The organism is Streptomyces sp. S3(2020) (assembly GCF_013044505.1).
GTDB lineage: Bacteria > Actinomycetota > Actinomycetes > Streptomycetales > Streptomycetaceae > Streptomyces.
The window spans coordinates 1-20728 of the sequence record NZ_JABERD010000172.1 but is presented as its reverse complement, the minus strand read 5'-3'; the positions used below and the strand labels follow the sequence as shown (position 1 = coordinate 20728).

Annotated in this window: 16 protein-coding genes and 1 tRNA gene; 14 read left to right on the top strand and 3 right to left on the bottom strand. The window is 67.6% G+C overall.

The window, feature by feature from the left end:
• Positions 1-142 precede the first annotated feature (142 nt).
• Entirely contained in the window at positions 143-1294 is a 1152-nt protein-coding gene (locus HLK59_RS36805) for a UDP-N-acetylmuramate dehydrogenase (protein ID WP_171145967.1), read from the top strand.
• Between the two features lie 76 nt (positions 1295-1370).
• Complete coding sequence (locus HLK59_RS36800) at positions 1371-2078, top strand: hypothetical protein (protein ID WP_171145966.1); 708 nt, start codon at positions 1371-1373, stop codon at positions 2076-2078.
• On the opposite strand, the gene HLK59_RS36795 is transcribed toward HLK59_RS36800, so the two are convergent.
• Both HLK59_RS36795 and HLK59_RS36790 read right to left on the bottom strand, forming a co-directional pair.
• On the bottom strand, positions 2023-3063 hold the full coding sequence (locus HLK59_RS36795; RefSeq protein WP_171145965.1) for an adenosine deaminase: 1041 nt from the start codon (positions 3061-3063) through the stop codon (positions 2023-2025). The genes HLK59_RS36800 and HLK59_RS36795 overlap by 56 nt on opposite strands.
• A 122-nt stretch (positions 3064-3185) precedes the next feature.
• The gene (locus HLK59_RS36790; protein ID WP_171145964.1) at positions 3186-4412 is read right to left on the bottom strand and encodes a pyridoxal phosphate-dependent aminotransferase; all 1227 of its coding nucleotides are present in this window, start codon (positions 4410-4412) and stop codon (positions 3186-3188) included.
• Between the two features lie 273 nt (positions 4413-4685).
• On the opposite strand from HLK59_RS36790, the gene HLK59_RS36785 reads away from it, so the two are divergent.
• The 12 genes from HLK59_RS36785 (at position 4686) to HLK59_RS36730 (ending at position 19703) form a co-directional block, all read left to right on the top strand.
• Positions 4686-4758 (top strand) — tRNA-Trp (locus HLK59_RS36785).
• Between the two features lie 106 nt (positions 4759-4864).
• A complete protein-coding gene (gene secE, locus HLK59_RS36780) occupies positions 4865-5149 on the top strand; it encodes a preprotein translocase subunit SecE (RefSeq protein WP_171145963.1) in 285 nt (94 codons plus the stop codon).
• An 81-nt stretch (positions 5150-5230) separates the two neighbouring features.
• Positions 5231-6100: a transcription termination/antitermination protein NusG gene (gene nusG / locus HLK59_RS36775; RefSeq protein ID WP_171145962.1), complete on the top strand. Its 870-nt coding sequence runs from the start codon at positions 5231-5233 to the stop codon at positions 6098-6100.
• A gap of 169 nt (positions 6101-6269) precedes the next feature.
• On the top strand, positions 6270-6704 hold the full coding sequence (gene rplK, locus HLK59_RS36770) for a 50S ribosomal protein L11 (protein WP_020132675.1): 435 nt from the start codon (positions 6270-6272) through the stop codon (positions 6702-6704).
• Positions 6705-6789: 85 nt separating this feature from the next.
• The gene (gene rplA, locus HLK59_RS36765; RefSeq protein ID WP_171145961.1) at positions 6790-7515 is read left to right on the top strand and encodes a 50S ribosomal protein L1; all 726 of its coding nucleotides are present in this window, start codon (positions 6790-6792) and stop codon (positions 7513-7515) included.
• A 145-nt stretch (positions 7516-7660) separates the two neighbouring features.
• Complete coding sequence (locus tag HLK59_RS36760; protein ID WP_171145960.1) at positions 7661-8578, top strand: hypothetical protein; 918 nt, start codon at positions 7661-7663, stop codon at positions 8576-8578.
• Positions 8579-8672: 94 nt separating this feature from the next.
• Complete coding sequence (locus tag HLK59_RS36755) at positions 8673-9620, top strand: hypothetical protein (RefSeq protein ID WP_240982859.1); 948 nt, start codon at positions 8673-8675, stop codon at positions 9618-9620.
• 288 nt (positions 9621-9908) lie between these two features.
• Entirely contained in the window at positions 9909-10439 is a 531-nt protein-coding gene (gene rplJ, locus HLK59_RS36750; RefSeq protein WP_171145959.1) for a 50S ribosomal protein L10, read from the top strand.
• A gap of 110 nt (positions 10440-10549) precedes the next feature.
• Positions 10550-10933, top strand: a complete 384-nt coding sequence (gene rplL, locus HLK59_RS36745; protein ID WP_171145958.1) for a 50S ribosomal protein L7/L12 — start codon at positions 10550-10552, stop codon at positions 10931-10933.
• A 603-nt stretch (positions 10934-11536) separates the two neighbouring features.
• Entirely contained in the window at positions 11537-15022 is a 3486-nt protein-coding gene (gene rpoB / locus HLK59_RS36740) for a DNA-directed RNA polymerase subunit beta (RefSeq protein ID WP_171145957.1), read from the top strand.
• Between the two features lie 94 nt (positions 15023-15116).
• Positions 15117-19016 carry a DNA-directed RNA polymerase subunit beta' gene (locus tag HLK59_RS36735; protein ID WP_171145956.1) on the top strand — a complete coding sequence of 1300 codons (3900 nt, stop codon included), beginning with the start codon at positions 15117-15119 and terminating at the stop codon, positions 19014-19016.
• 147 nt (positions 19017-19163) lie between these two features.
• Entirely contained in the window at positions 19164-19703 is a 540-nt protein-coding gene (locus HLK59_RS36730) for a DUF1707 and DUF4190 domain-containing protein (protein ID WP_346779895.1), read from the top strand.
• 63 nt (positions 19704-19766) lie between these two features.
• Here HLK59_RS36730 and HLK59_RS36725 read toward each other — a convergent pair.
• On the bottom strand, positions 19767-20728 hold a 962-nt coding region (locus tag HLK59_RS36725; RefSeq protein ID WP_240982858.1), incomplete at its 5' end, for a M48 family metalloprotease.

The following is a 20728-nucleotide window of genomic DNA, read 5'->3' as shown; positions in this document are numbered from 1 at the left end:
GGACTGGGACGGGTCGGTGTTGAGGGGTGCGGGTGCCTCCGGATGGTGAACTCTTGGTCTCGAATGCTGGGTGGGCGGCGCGGATCGTCGTAGAGCCGTCTCCTGGGACCCCAGGTGGGGCACCGCCCGCGCTTGCGCAACGGTGAGCAGGGGACACCCCCCCCGGTGCGGCCCGAACCGCACTGCGCGACGCACGCCCCCACCGAAGCCGTCAGGTGCGTCTCGTACCCTTGAGCCCGTGCAGGAACGACACCATGCCCCCCTCGCCCCGCTGACCACCTTCCGCCTGGGCGGTCCCGCTGCTCGGTTGATCACGGCGGTCACCGACGCCGAGGTGATCGCGGCCGTGCGCGAGGCCGATGAGGGGGGTACGCCTCTTCTGCTCATCGGCGGCGGCTCGAACCTGGTCATCGGAGACAAGGGCTTCGACGGCACCGCGCTGGTCATCGCGACCAAGGGCTTCGAGCTCACCGGCAGCCGCCTCGAACTCGCCGCAGGCGAGGTCTGGACCGACGCCGTCGCCCGCACCGTGGAGGCGGGACTCGCCGGTATCGAGTGCCTCGCCGGCATCCCCGGCTCCGCGGGCGCCACGCCGATCCAGAACGTCGGTGCGTACGGCCAGGAGGTCTCCGCCACGATCACCGAGGTGATCGCCTACGACCGCCGGACCCGCGAAACGGTCACGGTCGGCAACGCCGACTGCGGGTTCTCCTACCGTCACAGCCGCTTCAAGGCAGAGCCCGAGCGCTATGTCGTACTGCGGGTCGTCTTCGAGCTCGAAGACGCCGACGGGCTCTCCGCGCCGATCAAGTACGCCGAGACCGCCCGCGCCCTCGGCGTGGAACCCGGCGACCGCGTCCCCCTCACGGCCGCCCGCGAGACCGTACTGAAGCTGCGCGCGGGCAAGGGCATGGTGCTGGACCCGGAGGACCACGACACCTGGTCGGCGGGCTCCTTCTTCACCAACCCGATCCTGACCGACGAGCAGTTCACCGCGTTCCACGCGCGCGTGAGGACCCAGCTCGGCGACACGGCCGAACCCCCCGCCTACCCGGCGGGAGAGGGCCACACCAAGACCTCCGCGGCCTGGCTCATCGACAAGGCGGGCTTCACCAAGGGCTACGGCACCGGCCCCGCCCGCATCTCCACGAAGCACACCCTCGCCCTCACCAACCGCGGCGAGGCCACCACGGAGGACCTCCTCACCCTGGCCCGCGAGGTCGTCGCCGGAGTCCGGGAGACCTTCGGGATCACGCTGGTCAACGAGCCGGTGACGGTCGGCGTCAGCCTGTAGCCGGCCAGGGCTCCGAGGGAATCTCCGTTGCGGGGCCCGGACCGAGCCGCCACCCTCGTCCCATGAGAGATCCCGCATGCGGCTGAGGCTGCGCCAGTTCAGGCCACGGACCGGTCCGCACGAGCACCGGATCGTCCAGCCGCGACACCCGCTGCGCCATACCTCGCTGAGCGCTCCCGACCCCATCGGCCTGCTGCTCGGCGACCACGACGGACTCAACCGGCTGGCCGGACTGTTCTCCTTCGCCGCCTACTCCCGCCACACGGTCGTCCACGTCCCGCTGCGCGACGGGGTCCCGCCCGACGAGGGATGGGGCGAGCGGGTCGACCTCGTCCTGGCCCACCACCATCTCGGCATGCGGGCGAGCCAGTGGCCCGAGCTGCGCCGCAAGCTCACGCACGGCACGCCGCTGACCGTACGCACCGACGAGGCCCGCACCGCGCGGGACGCGGAGTCCTGGCGTGCCCGCCAGTCGCACGCGGACGCCCGGGACGAGCTGCGGCACGCCACCCACGCCCGGACGTTCTTCCTGTTCGGCACCAGGGACGTCCTCGCCCAGACGGCCACCGAACTCGCCTACGCGGCCGGCTGGGGGCCGCGACAGAAGCGTGTCGCCGAGGGGCACATGGCGTTCATGACGGCTTTCACCCTGGCCGAGCCGCCCAACAGCGGCGGGCACCCCCTGGAGGTGGACATCTGCTTCAAGCCGTATCCGCCCTACGCCCACTTCAGGCGGCCGGGCGAGCCAGCCACTCGTCCACCCCGCCCAGCATCCGCGCCTTGACGACCTCGGGCGCCGCGGAGGCCCGGACCGACTGCCGGGCCAGCTCCGCGAGCTCCTGGTCCGTGAAGCCGTGGTGCTGCCGTGCGATCTCGTACTGGGCGGCCAGGCGTGACCCGAAGAGCAGCGGGTCGTCGGCGCCGAGCGCCATCGGGACCCCCGCCTCGAACAGCGTTCGCAGCGGCACGTCCTCGGGCTTCTCGTAGACGCCGAGGGCCACGTTGGAGGCCGGGCAGACCTCGCACGTCACACCCCGGTCCGCCAGCCGCTTCAGCAACCGGGGATCCTCCGCGGCCCGCACCCCGTGCCCGATCCGGTGCGCGTCCAGGTCGTCGAGGCAGTCCCGCACGGACGACGGACCGGTCAGCTCACCCCCGTGCGGCGCCGACAGCAGCCCCCCTTCCCGCGCGATGGCGAACGCCCGGTCGAAGTCCCGGGCCATGCCCCGCCGCTCGTCGTTGGACAGCCCGAACCCGACGACCCCCCGCTCCGCGTACCGCACCGCGAGGCGCGCCAGCGTCCGCGCGTCCAGCGGATGCTTCATCCGGTTCGCGGCCACCAGCACCCGCATCCCGAGCCCGGTCTCCCGCGAGGTCGTCTCCACCGCGTCGAGGATGATCTCCAGCGCCGGGATCAGCCCGCCCAGACGAGGGGCGTACGACGTCGGATCGACCTGGATCTCCAGCCACCCCGAGCCGTCGCGCACATCCTCCTCGGCGGCCTCCCGCACCAGCCGCTGGATGTCCTCGGGCCGCCTGAGGCACGACCGCGCGGCGTCGTACAGCCGCTGGAACCGGAACCAGCCCCGCTCGTCCGTGGCCCGCAGCTTCGGCGGCTCCCCGGTCGTCAGGGCCTCGGTCAGCGCCTCGGGCAGTCGTACGCCGTACTTGTCGGCCAGTTCCAGAACCGTCGCTGGACGCATCGACCCCGTGAAGTGCAGGTGCAGATGGGCTTTCGGCAGCTCAGAGACATCACGTACACGCTCCATTCGCCGATCCTGCCGTACGCCACTGCCGTCCCGGTAGCGGATTCCCCGAACGTGGTCTTGCTCGCACAAAGGACGGGCCTCCTCCGACATGTCGGAGGAGGCCCGTCCCGCGGCACAGACCGTCAGTCGGTGGCCTCGGCCAGCAGCTTCTGGATCCGCGAGACACCCTCGACGAGATCCTCGTCGCCCAGGGCGTACGACAGCCGCAGATAGCCCGGCGTACCGAACGCCTCACCCGGGACGACCGCGACCTCGGCCTCCTCCAGGATCAGCGCGGCCAGCTCGACCGAGTCCTGCGGGCGCCTGCCGCGGATCTCCTTGCCGAGCAGGGCCTTGACCGACGGGTAGGCGTAGAAGGCGCCCTCGGGCTCCGGGCAGAGCACGCCGTCGATCTCGTTGAGCATCCGCACGATCGTCTTGCGACGGCGGTCGAAGGCCTCCTTCATCTCCTCGACGGCCGACAGGTCGCCGGAGACCGCGGCCAGAGCCGCCACCTGGGCGACGTTGGAGACGTTCGACGTGGCGTGCGACTGGAGGTTCGTCGCGGCCTTGACCACGTCCTTGGGGCCGATGACCCAGCCCACCCGCCAGCCGGTCATCGCGTACGTCTTCGCGACACCGTTGACCACGATCGTCTTGTCGGCGAGCTCCGGCACGACCACCGGCAGGGAGTGGAACTCCGCGTCGCCGTAGACCAGGTGCTCGTAGATCTCGTCGGTCAGGACCCACAGGCCCTTCTCGGCGGCCCAGCGGCCGATCTCCTCGATCTGCGCGCGGGTGTAGACGGCGCCGGTCGGGTTGGAGGGGGAGACGAAGAGCAGGACCTTGGTGTTCTCCGTGCGGGCCGCCTCCAGCTGCTCCACGGAGACGCGGTAGCCGGTGGTCTCGTCCGCGACGACGTCGACCGGGACGCCGCCCGCGAGGCGGATCGACTCGGGGTACGTCGTCCAGTACGGGGCCGGGACGATGACCTCGTCGCCCGGGTCGAGGATCGCGGCGAAGGCCTCGTAGATGGCCTGCTTGCCGCCGTTGGTCACCAGGACCTGGGAGGCGTCGACCTCGTAGCCGGAGTCGCGCAGCGTCTTCGCGGCGATCGCGGCCTTCAGCTCGGGCAGGCCGCCGGCCGGTGTGTAGCGGTGGTACTTCGGGTTCGAGCAGGCCTCGATGGCGGCCTGGACGATGTAGTCCGGGGTCGGGAAGTCGGGTTCACCGGCGCCGAAGCCGATCACCGGACGTCCGGCGGCCTTGAGGGCCTTGGCCTTGGCGTCCACGGCGAGGGTCGCGGACTCGGAGATCGCGCCGATTCGGGCGGAGACCCGGCGCTCGGTGGGAGGGGTTGCAGCGCTCATGGGCCCATCGTTCCAGACCGGAAACGCCACCGGCACACGGGTTTCACAGACTGAACATGCGCTGAACAACCGTCCGGATTCGCGCGGTGGCCTGGGTGATCTTCAGGCGCCGCACAGTCGATCTTCCGTCCGCAAAGCCCCTACGGGGGCTTTCTGTTCGACGGAGGGCTCCGGAGCACGTACACTCTCACCTCGTTGGCCTCACAACGGCCGCACTCATCCGGTGCACACCGAGTACCCGGGCGGATGCGGTACGTTTGGGGAGAACCACAAAGGGTCGTAGCTCAATTGGTAGAGCACCGGTCTCCAAAACCGGCGGTTGGGGGTTCAAGTCCCTCCGGCCCTGCTACACACACCGCCAGGATGTGTGCGCATGTACGTACAGGTAATGCACTGCCGTGCGGCTCAGACCGGGCGCGGCACGGCCACGACCCGGGAACAGGTGAGGACGAATGGCGGACGCCGTGGGCTCCATCGACACGCCTGACGCCCAGGATGAGGCGTCGGAGTCGAAGAAGACCCGCAAGGGCGGTAAGCGTGCCAAGAAGGGCCCGCTGAAGCGCCTTGCCCTCTTCTACCGGCAGATCGTCGCGGAGCTTCGCAAGGTCGTCTGGCCTTCGCGAGGCCAGCTGACCACCTACACGACCGTGGTGATCGTCTTCGTGATCGTCATGATCGGGCTGGTCACCGTGATTGACTATGGACTCGACCACGCCGCCAAGTACGTCTTCGGCTGAGCAAAATTGCGAAGGGCGCCGCGGTTACCGGCGCCCCTTTCGCATGTTCCACCCCTATGTATCCAGGAAGAAGCAGCCACCGTGTCTGACCAGAACCTGAACGACGCCATCGAGCCGGACGAGTCCGTGGAGGACGAGCTCGACATCCTCGAGGGCGCGGACGAGGACCTGGACGAGGTCGAGGCTGCCGATGCCGAGGCGGACGAGCCCGCCGAGGAAGCCGCTCTCCACGTCGAGGACGAGTCCGACGACGACGCCGAGGACGAGTCCGGCGGCGATGTCGAGGCCGTCGAGGACGAGGAAGAGGACGCCGAGGAGGAGCCGGCCGAGCCGGTCGACCCCGTCGTCGCCCTGCGCGAGGAACTGCGCACCCTCCCCGGCGAGTGGTACGTCATCCACACCTACGCCGGTTACGAGAACCGCGTGAAGACCAACCTCGAGCAGCGCGCCGTCTCGCTCAACGTCGAGGACTACATCTTCCAGGCCGAGGTGCCGCAGGAAGAGGTCGTCCAGATCAAGAACGGCGACCGCAAGACGATCCGTCAGAACAAGCTCCCCGGCTATGTGCTGGTGCGCATGGACCTGACGAACGAGTCCTGGGGCGTCGTCCGCAACACTCCCGGCGTCACCGGCTTCGTGGGCAACGCCTACGACCCGTACCCGCTGACCCTGGACGAGATCGTCAAGATGCTCGCCCCGGAGGCCGAGGAGAAGGCCGCCCGCGAGGCCGCCGAGGCCGAGGGCAAGCCGGTTCCGCAGCGCAAGGTCGAGGTCCAGGTGCTGGACTTCGAGGTCGGCGACTCGGTCACCGTCACCGACGGCCCGTTCGCCACGCTGCAGGCCACGATCAACGAGATCAACGCCGACTCGAAGAAGGTCAAGGGTCTCGTCGAGATCTTCGGCCGCGAGACGCCGGTCGAGCTCTCCTTCGACCAGATCCAGAAGAACTAGCTTCCTCTGGAACACAAGCCTCCGATCAGGTCAGACAGGCTTTCGCAGCCGGTCTGACCTGCTCGGTTTTTGGCCGCGCAGGGATACCCGTTATCGTTGTGCGGTATGCCTCCATCCGGATCATCCGGACCGGACGGCTGAAAACTCTCACTAGGACCCGGAGAGAGCAATGCCTCCCAAGAAGAAGAAGGTCACGGGGCTCATCAAGCTCCAGATCAACGCCGGTGCGGCCAACCCCGCTCCGCCGGTCGGCCCCGCGCTCGGCCAGCACGGCGTCAACATCATGGAGTTCTGCAAGGCCTACAACGCCGCGACCGAGTCGCAGCGTGGCTGGGTGATCCCGGTGGAGATCACGGTCTACGAGGACCGCTCCTTCACCTTCATCACCAAGACGCCGCCGGCCGCGAAGATGATCCTCAAGGCCGCGGGTGTCGAGAAGGGCTCTGGCGAGCCGCACAAGACCAAGGTCGCCAAGATCACCGAGGCGCAGGTCCGCGAGATCGCCACGACCAAGCTTCCCGACCTGAACGCCAACGACCTGGACGCCGCGTCGAAGATCATCGCCGGCACCGCCCGTTCCATGGGCATCACGGTCGAGGGCTGAACCCCAGCCTCGTAGCACCTTCGTAGCACCGTGGCAGGGCCTGCTCGGCCCATACCACGACTCCTCAAGACACACAGGAGCAGTAGTGAGCAAGCGCAGCAAGTCCCTCCGCGCTGCGGACGCCAAGGTCGACCGGGAAAAGCTTTACGCCCCGCTCGAGGCCGTCCGTCTCGCCAAGGAGACCTCCACGACCAAGTTCGACGGCACCGTCGAGGTCGCCTTCCGTCTGGGTGTCGACCCGCGTAAGGCCGACCAGATGGTCCGTGGCACCGTGAACCTTCCGCACGGCACCGGTAAGACCGCCCGGGTCCTGGTCTTCGCGACCGGTGACCGTGCCGAGGCCGCGCGTGCCGCGGGTGCCGACATCGTCGGCGCCGACGAACTCATCGACGAGGTTTCGAAGGGCCGCCTGGACTTCGACGCCGTCGTCGCCACCCCGGACCTCATGGGCAAGGTCGGCCGCCTCGGCCGCGTGCTCGGTCCGCGTGGTCTGATGCCGAACCCGAAGACCGGAACCGTGACCCCGGACGTGGCCAAGGCCGTGACCGAGATCAAGGGCGGCAAGATCGAGTTCCGCGTCGACAAGCACTCGAACCTGCACTTCATCATCGGCAAGACGTCCTTCGAGGACGACAAGCTGGTGGAGAACTACGGCGCCGCGCTGGAGGAGATCCTCCGTCTGAAGCCGTCCGCCGCCAAGGGTCGCTACATCAAGAAGGCCGCGGTCTCCACCACCATGGGCCCCGGCATCCCGGTCGACCCGAACCGCACCCGCAACCTCCTCGTCGAGGAGGACCCGGCCGCCGTCTGATCCTGACGGCAGTCGCGTCGCGATACGCGTTCTTGACGCGGGCCCCGCAACCTTTCGAGGTGCGGGGCCCGTCTCATTTCCGGGTACGTGTGTCAGTGCCCCGCGCTAACGTGCGGGCACAGCAACCGCAATGGGGGTGGGACGAATGAAGAGCACGACCATGCGCCGGACGGCCCTGGCGATCGCGACAGCGACCGCGCTGACCGGCCTGGCTGCCTGTACGTCCTCGGGTGACTCGGCAGGCTCCGGCAAGGACGACAAGGCGTCCGGCAAGGACACGAGCAACCTCAGCCCCGTGGCGGCCCTGCGCTCCGCCGAGAAGTCCACCGACGCCGCCGACTCCGCCAAGGTCGAGTCCACGACCACCGTGGGCACGATGATGTCCATGACCGCCGACGGAGCCCTCGGCTGGGGTGACGGCATCACCGGCACCATGACCATCGAGTACACCGGCGGCACCATGGCCGACACCATGCGCCAGCTGGGCACCACGTCGATGGAGGCCCGCTATCTGCCCGACGCCTACTACGCGAAGATGGGCGACAAGTTCGCCGAGCAGGCCGGCGGCAAGCACTGGATCCGGTACGACTACGACGACCTCGCGGACCTCGGTGGCAGCTCCGGCGCCTACCTCAGGGACCAGATGCAGAACACCACGCCCAACCAGTCGGTGAAGCTGCTGCTGGCCTCGGGGGACGTGAAGAAGGTCGGCGCGGAGAAGGTCCGCGGCCAGGAGACCACGCACTACTCGGGCACCGTCGACGTCGCCGACCTCGCCGGCAAGAACTCCAGCCTCAGCGCGAGCCAGCTCGCCGACCTCAAGAAGCAGCTCGAACAGGCGGGCGTGACCACTCAGCAGGTCGACATCTGGGTCAACGACCAGGATCTGCTGGTCAAGAAGGTCGAGAAGGGCCGGATGGCCACCGGAGACCTGACCCAGACCGCCTACTACAGCGACTACGGCGTGAAGGTCTCCGCCGAGGAGCCCGCGGCGAGCGACACCCAAGACTTCAAGGAGTTGCTGGAGAAGCAGGGCGGTACCGTCGCCGGCACCACGTCCTGACACGGGCTGGAAACCCGCGGGACGGGAGAGCCCGACGGGGGTTATGGTCCTGGTCGAACTTTCAACAGACACCGCAGAGATCCAGGGGGGACTCATGAGCATGTCCATACGCGGTTCGGTACGTCGTAGAGGTGCGGGGGCCGCCGCCGCGGCCATGCTGCTGACGGGCGCGGTGGCCTGTAGTGGCGGGGGAGAGAAGAACGACGCCACGGACACGGGCGCCGGTGCGAAGACGGGCACGAAGCGGTCCGTCACGCAGGTCATCACCGCGGCCTACAAGAAGACGGCCGAGGCCAAGTCCGCCCGGGTCAACATGACCATGTCGGTGCCGGGCACGGACGGCGGCAAGATGACCATGACCGGGATCATGGGCTGGGACCCGACGCTCATGGACATGACCATGAAGGGCTCCGGCCTCGGCGCGGACGCGGACATGCCCCAGAACGCGCGCATCATCTGGCAGAACGACGTCGTGTACGTCGACGCGGGCGCGGCCGCCGCCAAGGAGATGGACGGCAAGCGCTGGATGAAGCTCGACCTCGGCGCCATCGCCGAGCAGGCCGCGAAGTCCGGGGACGACGAGCTCACCAAGCAGCTGACCGGCGGCCTGGAGGACATGAACCAGGACCCGGCCCAGCAGCTGGCCATGCTCCTCGACTCGCCCAACCTCAAGCATGTCGGCAGCGAGAAGGTCGACGGGGCCGACACCGAGCACTACAAGGGCACCCTCACCGTCGAGGAGATGATGGCGACCAACAAGTCGCTGGACGTCCTGGAGCCCAAGGAGCGCAAGGAGCTCCTGGCCGGCATGAAGAAGGCCGGCATCAAGGGCTACGACACCGAGGTCTGGGTCAACGAGGACGATCTCCCGGTCCGGATGGACGTGGGCATCGACAGCCCGGAGGGCACCATCGAGATGAGCATGAAGCTCTCCGACTACGGTGCGAAGGCCGAGGTGAAGGTGCCGTCGGCCAAGGAGACCTTCGACCTGATGGACATGTTCAAGGAGCTCTCGGAGAGCGGTGGCCTCAGCGGCAGCTGAGCACCGTAGGACCGGATTTGCCTGACGGCGACGGGGTCACGTACTCTCCTACAGAAGCCAAAGACCGCTGGTCGTTGCCGTGCTCTCGCAAGAGGGTGTGGTGGCCGAAGGATCCGCTGAGAATCGCGGACGACCCGCGCAGGTGACTGTGGAAGTGCTCCCGGAGTTCGCTGCTCGACAGCGTGCGAGTCCCGGTCGAGCTACGCCCCGTGCGCCTGCGCCGGGGCGTTTCGTTTTTTCCGCAGCCCCTTCTGAGCGGTCCTCATCACCCGGAAGGAGGCCACGCTTATGGCAAGGCCCGACAAGGCTGCCGCGGTAGCCGAGCTCGCGGACCAGTTCCGCAGCTCGAACGCCGCTGTGCTGACCGAGTACCGGGGTCTCACCGTGGCGCAGCTCAAGACGCTGCGCCGTTCGCTCGGTGACGACGCCCAGTACGCCGTGGTGAAGAACACGCTGACCAAGATCGCGGCCAACGAGGCCGGGATCACGACGCTCGACGACCTGTTCAACGGTCCGACGGCGGTTGCCTTCATCTCCGGTGACCCGGTGACGTCGGCGAAGGGTCTTCGTGACTTCGCCAAGGACAACCCGAACCTCATCATCAAGGGCGGTGTCCTTGACGGTAAGGCGCTGTCCGCCGATGAGATCAAGAAGCTCGCGGACCTCGAGTCCCGCGAGGTTCTGCTCAGCAAGCTGGCTGGTGCGTTCAAGGGCAAGCAGTCCCAGGCTGCCTCGCTCTTCCAGGCGCTCCCCTCGAAGTTCGTCCGCACCGCGGAGGCGCTTCGTGCCAAGAAGGCCGAGCAGGGCGGTGCCGAGTAATTCGGCTCGCGCATTGACCGCCGCCTGAGGCGACGGTCGCAGCGGGCCGAACGTACGCCCGCCTCACATGTACATCCGGCACCAGCCGATTTAGTGGAAGGATCGCCCACATGGCGACGAAGCTGTCCCAGGAAGAGCTGCTCGAGCAGTTCGAGTCCCTCACCCTCATCGAGCTCTCCGAGTTCGTGAAGGCGTTCGAGGAGAAGTTCGACGTCACCGCCGCCGCCGCGGTTGCCGCCGCCCCCGCCGGCCCGGCCGCCGTTGCCGAGGCCGCTGAGGAGCAGGACGAGTTCGACGTCATCCTCACCGCCGCCGGTGACAAGAAGATCCAGGTCATCAAGGTCGTGCGTGAGCTGACCTCGCTGGGTCTGAAGGAGGCCAAGGACCTCGTGGACGGCGCCCCGAAGCCCGTCGTCGAGAAGGTCGCCAAGGAGGCCGCTGAGAAGGCCGCCGAGGCCCTCAAGGGCGCCGGCGCCTCCGTCGAGGTCAAGTAACACCTCACGGGTCCGCATGGACTCGCGCGAGCCGCAGCCCGCGTAAGTGGGCTGTAACGCTGACGCACCGAAGAGCGATCATCCATCCGGGTGGTCGCTCTTCGGCGTTCCCGAGGGCGTCGTGGCGGCTGCCTTGCGACCGTGGTCGTGGGGAGTATGGTGATCTTCGTCGTGCCCCTTGAGCGCCCCTGGTGGCAGGCCGGAGGCGGACCGCAAGTGACGAGCGCGGCACCCGGTTTGGGCAAGACAGGCCTTGACGAACCGCACGCAGCGCGCAATTCTCAGGACGCGTCGCCAGAACGGTCCGAATCCGAGGCATGGATCGGCGACGAAGAGGGCAGTATCAACGTGCGTTGAGGGCGAGCGTGCCGAAGGCGTTGAGGACAACGAGGGTCACAGAAAATCGGGGCTGGACATCAGTGCGCCAAGTGGCTACACTGACCCTTTGCGCTGCCTGTTAGCTGCCCCCTGCCCGTCACCAGGGGTCTGCCCTCGCTTCAGCCATGATGATCAGAACTTCCCTGACCTGGGATTTTCATCGTCGTGTGCAGGAGAGGGACCGGTACGCGCGTAGTGAGTCCGAGCCCTCGGAAGGACCCCCTCTTGGCCGCCTCGCGCACTGCCTCGAACGCGAATACGAACAATGGCGCCAGCACTGCCCCGCTGCGCATCTCTTTTGCAAAGATCAAGGAGCCCCTCGAGGTTCCCAACCTGCTCGCGCTGCAGACCGAGAGCTTTGACTGGCTGCTCGGGAACACCGCCTGGCAGAGTCGGGTCGAGGCGGCTCTGGACTCAGGTCAGGACGTCCCCACCAAGTCCGGTCTGGAGGAGATCTTCGAGGAGATCTCCCCGATCGAGGACTTCTCCGGGTCGATGTCGCTGACATTCCGCGACCACCGCTTCGAGCCGCCGAAGAACAGCATCGACGAGTGCAAGGACCGCGACTTCACGTACGCGGCCCCGCTCTTCGTGACGGCAGAGTTCACCAACAACGAGACCGGCGAGATCAAGTCCCAGACGGTCTTCATGGGCGACTTCCCGCTCATGACCCACAAGGGCACCTTCGTCATCAACGGCACCGAGCGTGTCGTGGTGTCGCAGCTGGTCCGTTCGCCGGGTGTCTACTTCGACTCCTCCATCGACAAGACGTCCGACAAGGACATCTTCTCGGCCAAGATCATCCCGTCCCGGGGTGCCTGGCTGGAGATGGAGATCGACAAGCGCGACATGGTCGGTGTGCGCATCGACCGCAAGCGCAAGCAGTCCGTGACCGTCCTCCTCAAGGCTCTCGGTTGGACCACCGAGCAGATCCTCGAGGAGTTCGGCGAGTACGAGTCCATGCGCGCCACCCTGGAGAAGGACCACACCCAGGGCCAGGACGACGCGCTGCTCGACATCTACCGCAAGCTGCGTCCGGGCGAGCCGCCCACGCGCGAGGCCGCGCAGACGCTTCTGGAGAACCTGTACTTCAACCCGAAGCGCTACGACCTCGCCAAGGTCGGCCGTTACAAGGTCAACAAGAAGCTGGGCGCGGACGCCCCGCTCGACGCCGGCATCCTGACCGTCGAGGACATCATCTCGACGATCAAGTACCTGGTGAAGCTGCACGCGGGCGAGACCGAGACGGTCGGGGACCGGGGTACGAGCATCGTCGTCGAGACCGACGACATCGACCACTTCGGCAACCGTCGTCTGCGCAGCGTCGGCGAGCTCATCCAGAACCAGGTCCGCACCGGTCTGGCCCGTATGGAGCGCGTCGTCCGTGAGCGCATGACGACCCAGGACGTCGAGGCGATCACGCCGCAGACCCTGATCAACATCCGGCCGGTCGTCGCCTCCATCAAGGAGTTCTTCGGCACCAGCCAGCTGTCGCAGTTCATGGACCAGAACAACCCGCTGTCGGGTCTCACCCACAAGCGCCGTCTGTCGGCTCTTGGCCCGGGTGGTCTCTCCCGTGAGCGGGCCGGCTTCGAGGTCCGTGACGTGCACCCGTCCCACTACGGACGCATGTGCCCGATCGAGACGCCCGAAGGCCCGAACATCGGTCTGATCGGTTCGCTCGCCTCCTACGGCCGCGTCAACGCGTTCGGTTTCGTGGAGACGCCGTACCGCAAGGTCGACGGCGACGTCGTCACCGACGAGGTCGACTACCTCACGGCCGACGAAGAGGACCGATTCGTCATCGCGCAGGCCAACGCCACGCTCGACGACAACATGCGTTTCACCGAGAACCGCGTCCTGGTCCGCCGTCGTGGCGGCGAGGTCGACTACGTCCCCGGTGATGACGTGGACTACATGGACGTCTCGCCGCGCCAGATGGTGTCGGTCGCGACCGCCATGATCCCGTTCCTGGAGCACGACGACGCCAACCGTGCCCTCATGGGCGCGAACATGATGCGTCAGGCCGTGCCGCTCATCAAGAGCGAGGCCCCGCTCGTCGGCACCGGCATGGAGTACCGCTCCGCCGTCGACGCCGGTGACGTGGTCAAGGCCGAGAAGGACGGTGTGGTCCAGGAGGTCTCCGCGGACTACATCACCACCGCCAACGACGACGGCACGTACATCACGTACCGCCTGGCCAAGTTCGCCCGCTCCAACCAGGGCACCTCGGTCAACCAGAAGGTCATCGTCAACGAGGGCGACCGCATCATCACGGGCCAGGTGCTCGCCGATGGTCCGGCCACCGAGAACGGCGAGATGGCCCTGGGCAAGAACCTGCTCGTGGCGTTCATGCCGTGGGAGGGTCACAACTACGAGGACGCGATCATCCTGTCGCAGCGCCTCGTGCAGGACGACGTCCTCTCCTCGATCCACATCGAGGAGCACGAGGTCGACGCCCGTGACACCAAGCTCGGCCCCGAGGAGATCACCCGGGACATCCCGAACGTCTCCGAGGAGGTCCTCGCCGACCTCGACGAGCGCGGCATCATCCGGATCGGTGCCGAGGTCGTCGCCGGCGACATCCTCGTCGGCAAGGTCACGCCCAAGGGTGAGACCGAGCTGACCCCGGAGGAGCGCCTGCTGCGCGCGATCTTCGGTGAGAAGGCCCGTGAGGTCCGCGACACCTCGCTGAAGGTCCCGCACGGCGAGATCGGCAAGGTCATCGGCGTCCGCGTCTTCGACCGCGAGGAGGGCGACGAGCTGCCCCCCGGTGTGAACCAGCTGGTGCGCGTGTACGTGGCGCAGAAGCGCAAGATCACCGACGGTGACAAGCTCGCCGGCCGTCACGGCAACAAGGGCGTCATCTCGAAGATCCTGCCCATCGAGGACATGCCGTTCCTCGAGGACGGGACTCCGGTCGACATCATCCTCAACCCGCTGGGTGTGCCGTCCCGAATGAACCCGGGACAGGTTCTGGAGATCCACCTCGGCTGGCTCGCCAGCCGCGGCTGGGACGTCTCCGGGCTCGGCGAGGAGTGGGCGCAGCGCCTCCAGGTGATCGGCGCCGACCAGGTCGCCGCCGGCACCAACGTCGCCACCCCGGTGTTCGACGGTGCGCGTGAGGACGAGCTCGCCGGTCTGCTGAACCACACCATCCCGAACCGCGACGGCGACCGCATGGTGCAGCCGACCGGTAAGGCGAGGCTGTTCGACGGCCGCTCCGGCGAGCCGTTCCCGGACCCGATCTCCATCGGGTACATGTACATCCTCAAGCTGCACCACCTGGTCGACGACAAGCTGCACGCCCGGTCGACCGGTCCGTACTCGATGATCACCCAGCAGCCGCTGGGTGGTAAGGCCCAGTTCGGTGGCCAGCGCTTCGGTGAGATGGAGGTGTGGGCGCTGGAGGCTTATGGCGCCGCGTACGCCCTCCAGGAGCTGCTGACCATCAAGTCCGACGACGTCACCGGCCGCGTGAAGGTCTACGAGGCCATCGTCAAGGGCGAGAACATCCCCGAGCCCGGCATCCCCGAGTCCTTCAAGGTGCTCATCAAGGAGATGCAGTCCCTGTGCCTCAACGTGGAGGTGCTGTCCTCGGACGGTATGTCCATCGAGATGCGCGACACCGACGAGGATGTCTTCCGCGCTGCGGAGGAGCTTGGCATCGACCTGTCCCGGCGCGAGCCGAGCAGCGTCGAAGAGGTCTGACGGGAGTCCGGAGGCCTTCACCATGAAGGCCTCCGGCCCCAGGACCCCCGTATCAGACCCCATGACTTACAACCCTGAGAGGGATTGACGCATAGTGCTCGACGTCAACTTCTTCGACGAGCTCCGGATCGGTCTGGCCACCGCTGACGACATCCGTCAGTGGAGCCACGGCGAGGTCAAGAAGCCCGAGACCATCAACTACCGCACCCTCAAGCCCGAGAAGGACGGACTCTTCTGCGAGAAGATCTTCGGTCCGACCCGGGACTGGGAGTGCTACTGCGGCAAGTACAAGCGCGTCCGCTTCAAGGGCATCATCTGTGAGCGCTGTGGCGTCGAGGTCACTCGCGCCAAGGTGCGTCGTGAGCGGATGGGCCACATCGAACTGGCCGCCCCCGTCACGCACATCTGGTACTTCAAGGGCGTTCCGTCGCGTCTGGGCTACCTGCTCGACCTCGCCCCGAAGGACCTCGAGAAGGTCATCTACTTCGCGGCGTACATGATCACGTACGTCGACGACGAGCGTCGTACGCGTGACCTGCCCTCGCTGGAGGCGCACGTCTCCGTCGAGCGTCAGCAGGTCGAGAACCGTCGCGACTCCGACCTGGAGGCCCGCGCCAAGAAGCTCGAGACCGACCTGGCCGAGCTCGAGGCCGAGGGTGCCAAGGCCGATGTGCGCCGCAAGGTGCGCGAGGGTGCCGAGCGTGAGATGAAGCAGCTGCGCGACCGTTCGCAGCGCGAGATCGACCGTCTCGACGAGGTGTGGACCCGGTTCAAGAACCTCAAGGTCCAGGACCTCGAAGGTGACGAGCTGCTCTACCGCGAGCTGCGCGACCGCTTCGGCACGTACTTCGACGGTTCGATGGGTGCCGCGGCGCTGCAGAAGCGCCTGGAGACCTTCGACCTCGACGAGGAGGCCGAGCGCCTCCGCGAGATCATCCGTACCGGCAAGGGCCAGAAGAAGACCCGTGCGCTGAAGCGGCTCAAGGTGGTGTCTGCCTTCCTGCAGACCTCCAACAGCCCCAAGGGCATGGTCCTCGACTGCGTCCCGGTCATCCCGCCGGACCTCCGCCCGATGGTGCAGCTGGACGGTGGCCGCTTCGCGACCTCCGACCTGAACGACCTGTACCGCCGTGTGATCAACCGGAACAACCGTCTGAAGCGCCTTCTCGACCTCGGTGCGCCCGAGATCATCGTGAACAACGAGAAGCGCATGCTCCAGGAGGCCGTCGACGCCCTCTTCGACAACGGTCGTCGTGGTCGCCCGGTCACCGGTCCCGGTAACCGCCCGCTGAAGTCCCTGAGCGACATGCTCAAGGGCAAGCAGGGTCGATTCCGTCAGAACCTGCTCGGCAAGCGTGTGGACTACTCCGCGCGTTCCGTGATCGTCGTCGGTCCGCAGCTCAAGCTGCACCAGTGCGGTCTGCCGAAGGCGATGGCGCTGGAGCTCTTCAAGCCGTTCGTGATGAAGCGCCTGGTCGACCTGAACCACGCGCAGAACATCAAGAGCGCCAAGCGCATGGTGGAGCGCGGCCGCACGGTCGTGTACGACGTCCTCGAAGAGGTCATCGCCGAGCACCCGGTTCTGCTGAACCGTGCTCCCACCCTGCACCGCCTCGGCATCCAGGCCTTCGAGCCGCAGCTGGTCGAGGGCAAGGCCATCCAGATCCACCCGCTCGTCTGCACCGCGTTCAACGCGGACTTCGACGGTGACCAGATGGCCGTCCACCTGCCGCTCTCCGCGGAGGCGCAGGCCGAGGCCCGCATCCTGATGCTGTCCTCGAACAACATCCTCAAGCCCGCCGACGGCCGTCCGGTGACGATGCCGACCCAGGACATGGTCCTCGGTCTGTTCTTCCTCACCACCGACGGCGAACTGCGTGACACCAAGGGCGAGGGCCGGTCCTTCGGCTCCACGGCCGAGGCGATCATGGCGTTCGACGCCGGCGAGCTCGCGCTCCAGTCGCAGGTCGACATCCGCTTCCCGGTGGGCACCATCCCGCCGCGCGGCTGGACCCCGCCGGTGCGCGAGGAGGGTGAGCCGGAGTGGCAGAACGGTGACTCGTTCCGTCTGAACACCACCCTGGGCCGCGCGCTCTTCAACGAGCTGCTGCCCGAGGACTACCCGTTCGTCGACTACTCGGTGGGCAAGAAGCAGCTCTCCGAGATCGTCAACGACCTCGCCGAGCGCTACCCCAAGGTCATCGTGGCGGCGACGCTCGACAACCTGAAGGCGTCCGGCTTCTACTGGGCGACCCGTTCCGGTGTCACCGTGGCCATCTCCGACGTCGTCGTTCCCGAGGCGAAGAAGGAGATCGTCCGCGGGTACGAGGCGCAGGACGAGAAGGTCCAGAAGCAGTACGAGCGCGGTCTGATCACCAAGGAAGAGCGCACTCAGGAGCTCATCGCGATCTGGACCAAGGCGACCAACGAGGTCGCCGAGGCGATGAACGCGAACTTCCCCAAGACGAACCCCATCTTCATGATGGTTGACTCGGGTGCCCGAGGAAACATGATGCAGATGCGTCAGATCGCCGGTATGCGTGGTCTGGTGTCGAACGCCAAGAACGAGACGATTCCGCGTCCCATCAAGGCGTCCTTCCGTGAGGGCCTGTCCGTGCTGGAGTACTTCATCTCCACGCACGGTGCCCGTAAGGGTCTGGCCGACACCGCCCTGCGTACCGCCGACTCGGGTTACCTGACCCGTCGTCTGGTGGACGTCTCGCAGGACGTCATCATCCGCGAGGAGGACTGCGGCACCGAGCGCGGTCTGAAGCTGCGGATCGCCTCGAAGAACGCCGCCGGCGTCCTGATCAAGGCGGACGACGTCGAGACCAGCGTCTACGCCCGCATGCTCGCCGAGGACGTCGTCATCGACGGCAAGGTGATCGCGCCGGCCAACGTGGACCTCGGCGACGTGCTGATCGACCAGCTCGTGCACCACGGTGTCGAGGAGGTCAAGACCCGCTCGATCCTGACGTGCGAGTCCCAGGTCGGCACCTGCGCGATGTGCTACGGCCGCTCGCTGGCCACCGGCAAGCTGGTCGACATCGGTGAGGCGGTCGGCATCATCGCCGCCCAGTCCATCGGTGAGCCCGGTACCCAGCTGACGATGCGTACCTTCCACACCGGTGGTGTGGCCGGTGACGACATCACCCAGGGTCTGCCCCGTGTCGTCGAGCTCTTCGAGGCTCGTACGCCCAAGGGTGTCGCCCCGATCTCCGAGGCCCACGGCCGCGTGCGGATCGAGGAGACCGAGAAGACCAAGAAGATCGTCGTCACCCCGGACGACGGCAGCGACGAGACGGCGTTCCCGATCTCGAAGCGTGCCCGTCTCCTGGTCAGCGAGGGCGAGCACGTCGAGGTGGGCCAGAAGCTCACCGTGGGTGCCACCAACCCGCACGACGTGCTGCGCATCCTGGGTCAGCGTGCCGTCCAGGTCCACCTGGTCGGCGAGGTCCAGAAGGTCTACAACTCGCAGGGTGTGTCGATCCACGACAAGCACATCGAGATCATCATCCGGCAGATGCTCCGCCGGGTGACGATCATCGAGTCCGGCGACGCCGAGCTGCTGCCCGGCGAGCTCGTCGAGCGCTCGAAGTTCGAGACCGAGAACCGTCGTGTGGTCCAGGAGGGCGGTCACCCGGCCTCCGGTCGTCCGCAGCTGATGGGTATCACCAAGGCCTCGCTGGCGACGGAATCCTGGCTGTCGGCCGCCTCCTTCCAGGAGACGACCCGAGTCCTGACGGACGCGGCGATCAACGCCAAGTCCGACAGCCTCATCGGCCTCAAGGAGAACGTCATCATCGGTAAGCTCATCCCGGCCGGTACGGGTCTGTCCCGCTACCGCAACATCCGGGTGGAGCCCACCGAGGAGGCCAAGGCCGCGATGTACTCGGCCGTCGGCTACGACGACATCGACTACTCGCCGTTCGGCACCGGCTCCGGCCAGGCCGTTCCGCTGGAGGACTACGACTACGGTCCGTACAACCAGTAGCAGTCGGTTCTGAAGCACTGAAGGGCGGTCACCCCGTTTCGTACGGGGTGGCCGCCCTTCGGCGTGCCCGGGTGCCGACGCCGTCTGTCCCGGAATGCCGGTTCGGCGCATCATGGAGGGAGCTCGGGGGGTTGGGGAGGTACGGCCGTGTCGAATCCGTCGTGGCAGCCGTGGCAGGGCGCACCACAGCCCTGGCAGCCCCACGGGGTGCCCTCGCCCGGTGTGCCGGCGATGCTCGCCTCCCACGCCGACCGCGAGCGTGCCGTCGATGTGCTCAGAGCGGGGTACGGGGAGGGGCGGCTGGAGAAGGCGGAGTTCGACCGGCGGGTGGCGCGGGCGTACGCGGCCCGGACCGTGGGGGAGCTGGGGCTGCTCGTCGCGGATCTGCCGCAGGGACCGCTGGCCCAGCCGATGGTGGTGCCGCGCACGTTTCTGCCCGTGGCCCGGCCGCGGACCAACGGGAAGGCCGTGGGAGCCGCCGTGTGCGGGGTGCTGTGCCTGCCGACCTTCGGGTTCGCCGGGATTCCGGCGGTCGTGCTCGGTCAGGCGGCGCGCTCGGAGATCCAGCGCACGGGCGAGGGCGGTGACGGGCTCGCGCTGATCGGGCTGGTCATGGGGTGGATGTCGGTCGCGGCCTGGACGGTGATCCTGACGCTGATGCTCGCGGTGGCCATCGGCGGCGGGTGAGCATCCGGCGTGTGCTGAAGGGCGGTCTCCTGTCGGGATGGCCGCCCTCGGGTGCGTCCCGGCTCAGTACGGCCGCTGCGGCTGGAGGTACGGCTGGAGGTGGTGCAGCCGGGTGTGGTGGTCGGGGTGCGAGGACAGGAGCCGGCTGAGGGCGCCCTCCTCGACGGGGACACCGCCGTTGCGGGCCGTCACCTCGGCCTGTGTGTACTGCTCCTGCCGGTGCAGTTTGTCCAGGACGGCCGCCAGCATCGGGGCGAAGCCGAGGGCGGCGGCGTGCTCGTCCGCGCGGAGCTCGGAGCGGCGGCCCACGGCGGCGAGGGCGTACGGCACTCCGAGGATCAGCAGCGGAAGGCCGTACAGCGTGCTGACCGTCGCGAAGGCCAGGCCGCCGACGAGCATCACGACGAAGGCGACGCCGAAGCAGCCGAAGGCCTTCGAGACGTGGAAGGCGACCGTGGAGACCGCCTTCAGCACCCGCCACGCGATCCGGCCCGGTAGCGCGTACCAGTAGCCGAGAAGGCCGGACCACGCGTGGCCGCCGACGTGGTGGCCCAGCTCATGGGCCAGGACGGCGGCGAGTTCGCCGTTGGGGAGCTGGTTCATGGCGAAGCGGGTGACGCCGACGATGTGGCCGGCGGCGGCGACCGCGTTCAGGCTGTCGCTGTCCTCGACCCAGAGCTCGTAGGTACGGCCCTCGACGCCGGCGCGTGCCGTCACCTCGCGCCAGACCGGTTCGAGTTTGGCTCGTTCTTGCGGCGTGGGGTAGCGCAGACGGAGCAGATGGCGCGCGAGGGCGCTTTCGGTGGGGCGGTGGAAGACGAGTGCGCCGCTGGCGATCCAGAGAAGGATCACGACGAGGGCGAAGTCGCCGAAGAACGCGGAGACCAGGCCGACGACGAAGAGGCTGCACAGGAAGTTCGGCAGATGGAGGAGGAGGCTGCCGACGGCTGTGGCGTCGGTGCGGCGCTGCTGGTTGGAGAGGTGGATCCGGCGGGCGTCGGTGCTGATGTGGTGGGGGTGGGCCG

Excerpts from the sequence above, each read along its gene's own strand:
- HLK59_RS36800 (WP_171145966.1), top strand. The coding sequence starts at position 1,371 with ATGCGGCTGAGGCTGCGCCAGTTCAGGCCACGGACCGGTCCGCACGAG.
- HLK59_RS36795 (WP_171145965.1), bottom strand. The coding sequence starts at position 3,063 with ATGGAGCGTGTACGTGATGTCTCTGAGCTGCCGAAAGCCCATCTGCAC.
- HLK59_RS36790 (WP_171145964.1), bottom strand. The coding sequence starts at position 4,412 with ATGAGCGCTGCAACCCCTCCCACCGAGCGCCGGGTCTCCGCCCGAATC.
- secE (WP_171145963.1), top strand. The coding sequence starts at position 4,865 with ATGGCGGACGCCGTGGGCTCCATCGACACGCCTGACGCCCAGGATGAG.
- rplK (WP_020132675.1), top strand. The coding sequence starts at position 6,270 with ATGCCTCCCAAGAAGAAGAAGGTCACGGGGCTCATCAAGCTCCAGATC.
- HLK59_RS36760 (WP_171145960.1), top strand. The coding sequence starts at position 7,661 with ATGAAGAGCACGACCATGCGCCGGACGGCCCTGGCGATCGCGACAGCG.
- HLK59_RS36755 (WP_240982859.1), top strand. The coding sequence starts at position 8,673 with ATGAGCATGTCCATACGCGGTTCGGTACGTCGTAGAGGTGCGGGGGCC.
- rplJ (WP_171145959.1), top strand. The coding sequence starts at position 9,909 with ATGGCAAGGCCCGACAAGGCTGCCGCGGTAGCCGAGCTCGCGGACCAG.
- rplL (WP_171145958.1), top strand. The coding sequence starts at position 10,550 with ATGGCGACGAAGCTGTCCCAGGAAGAGCTGCTCGAGCAGTTCGAGTCC.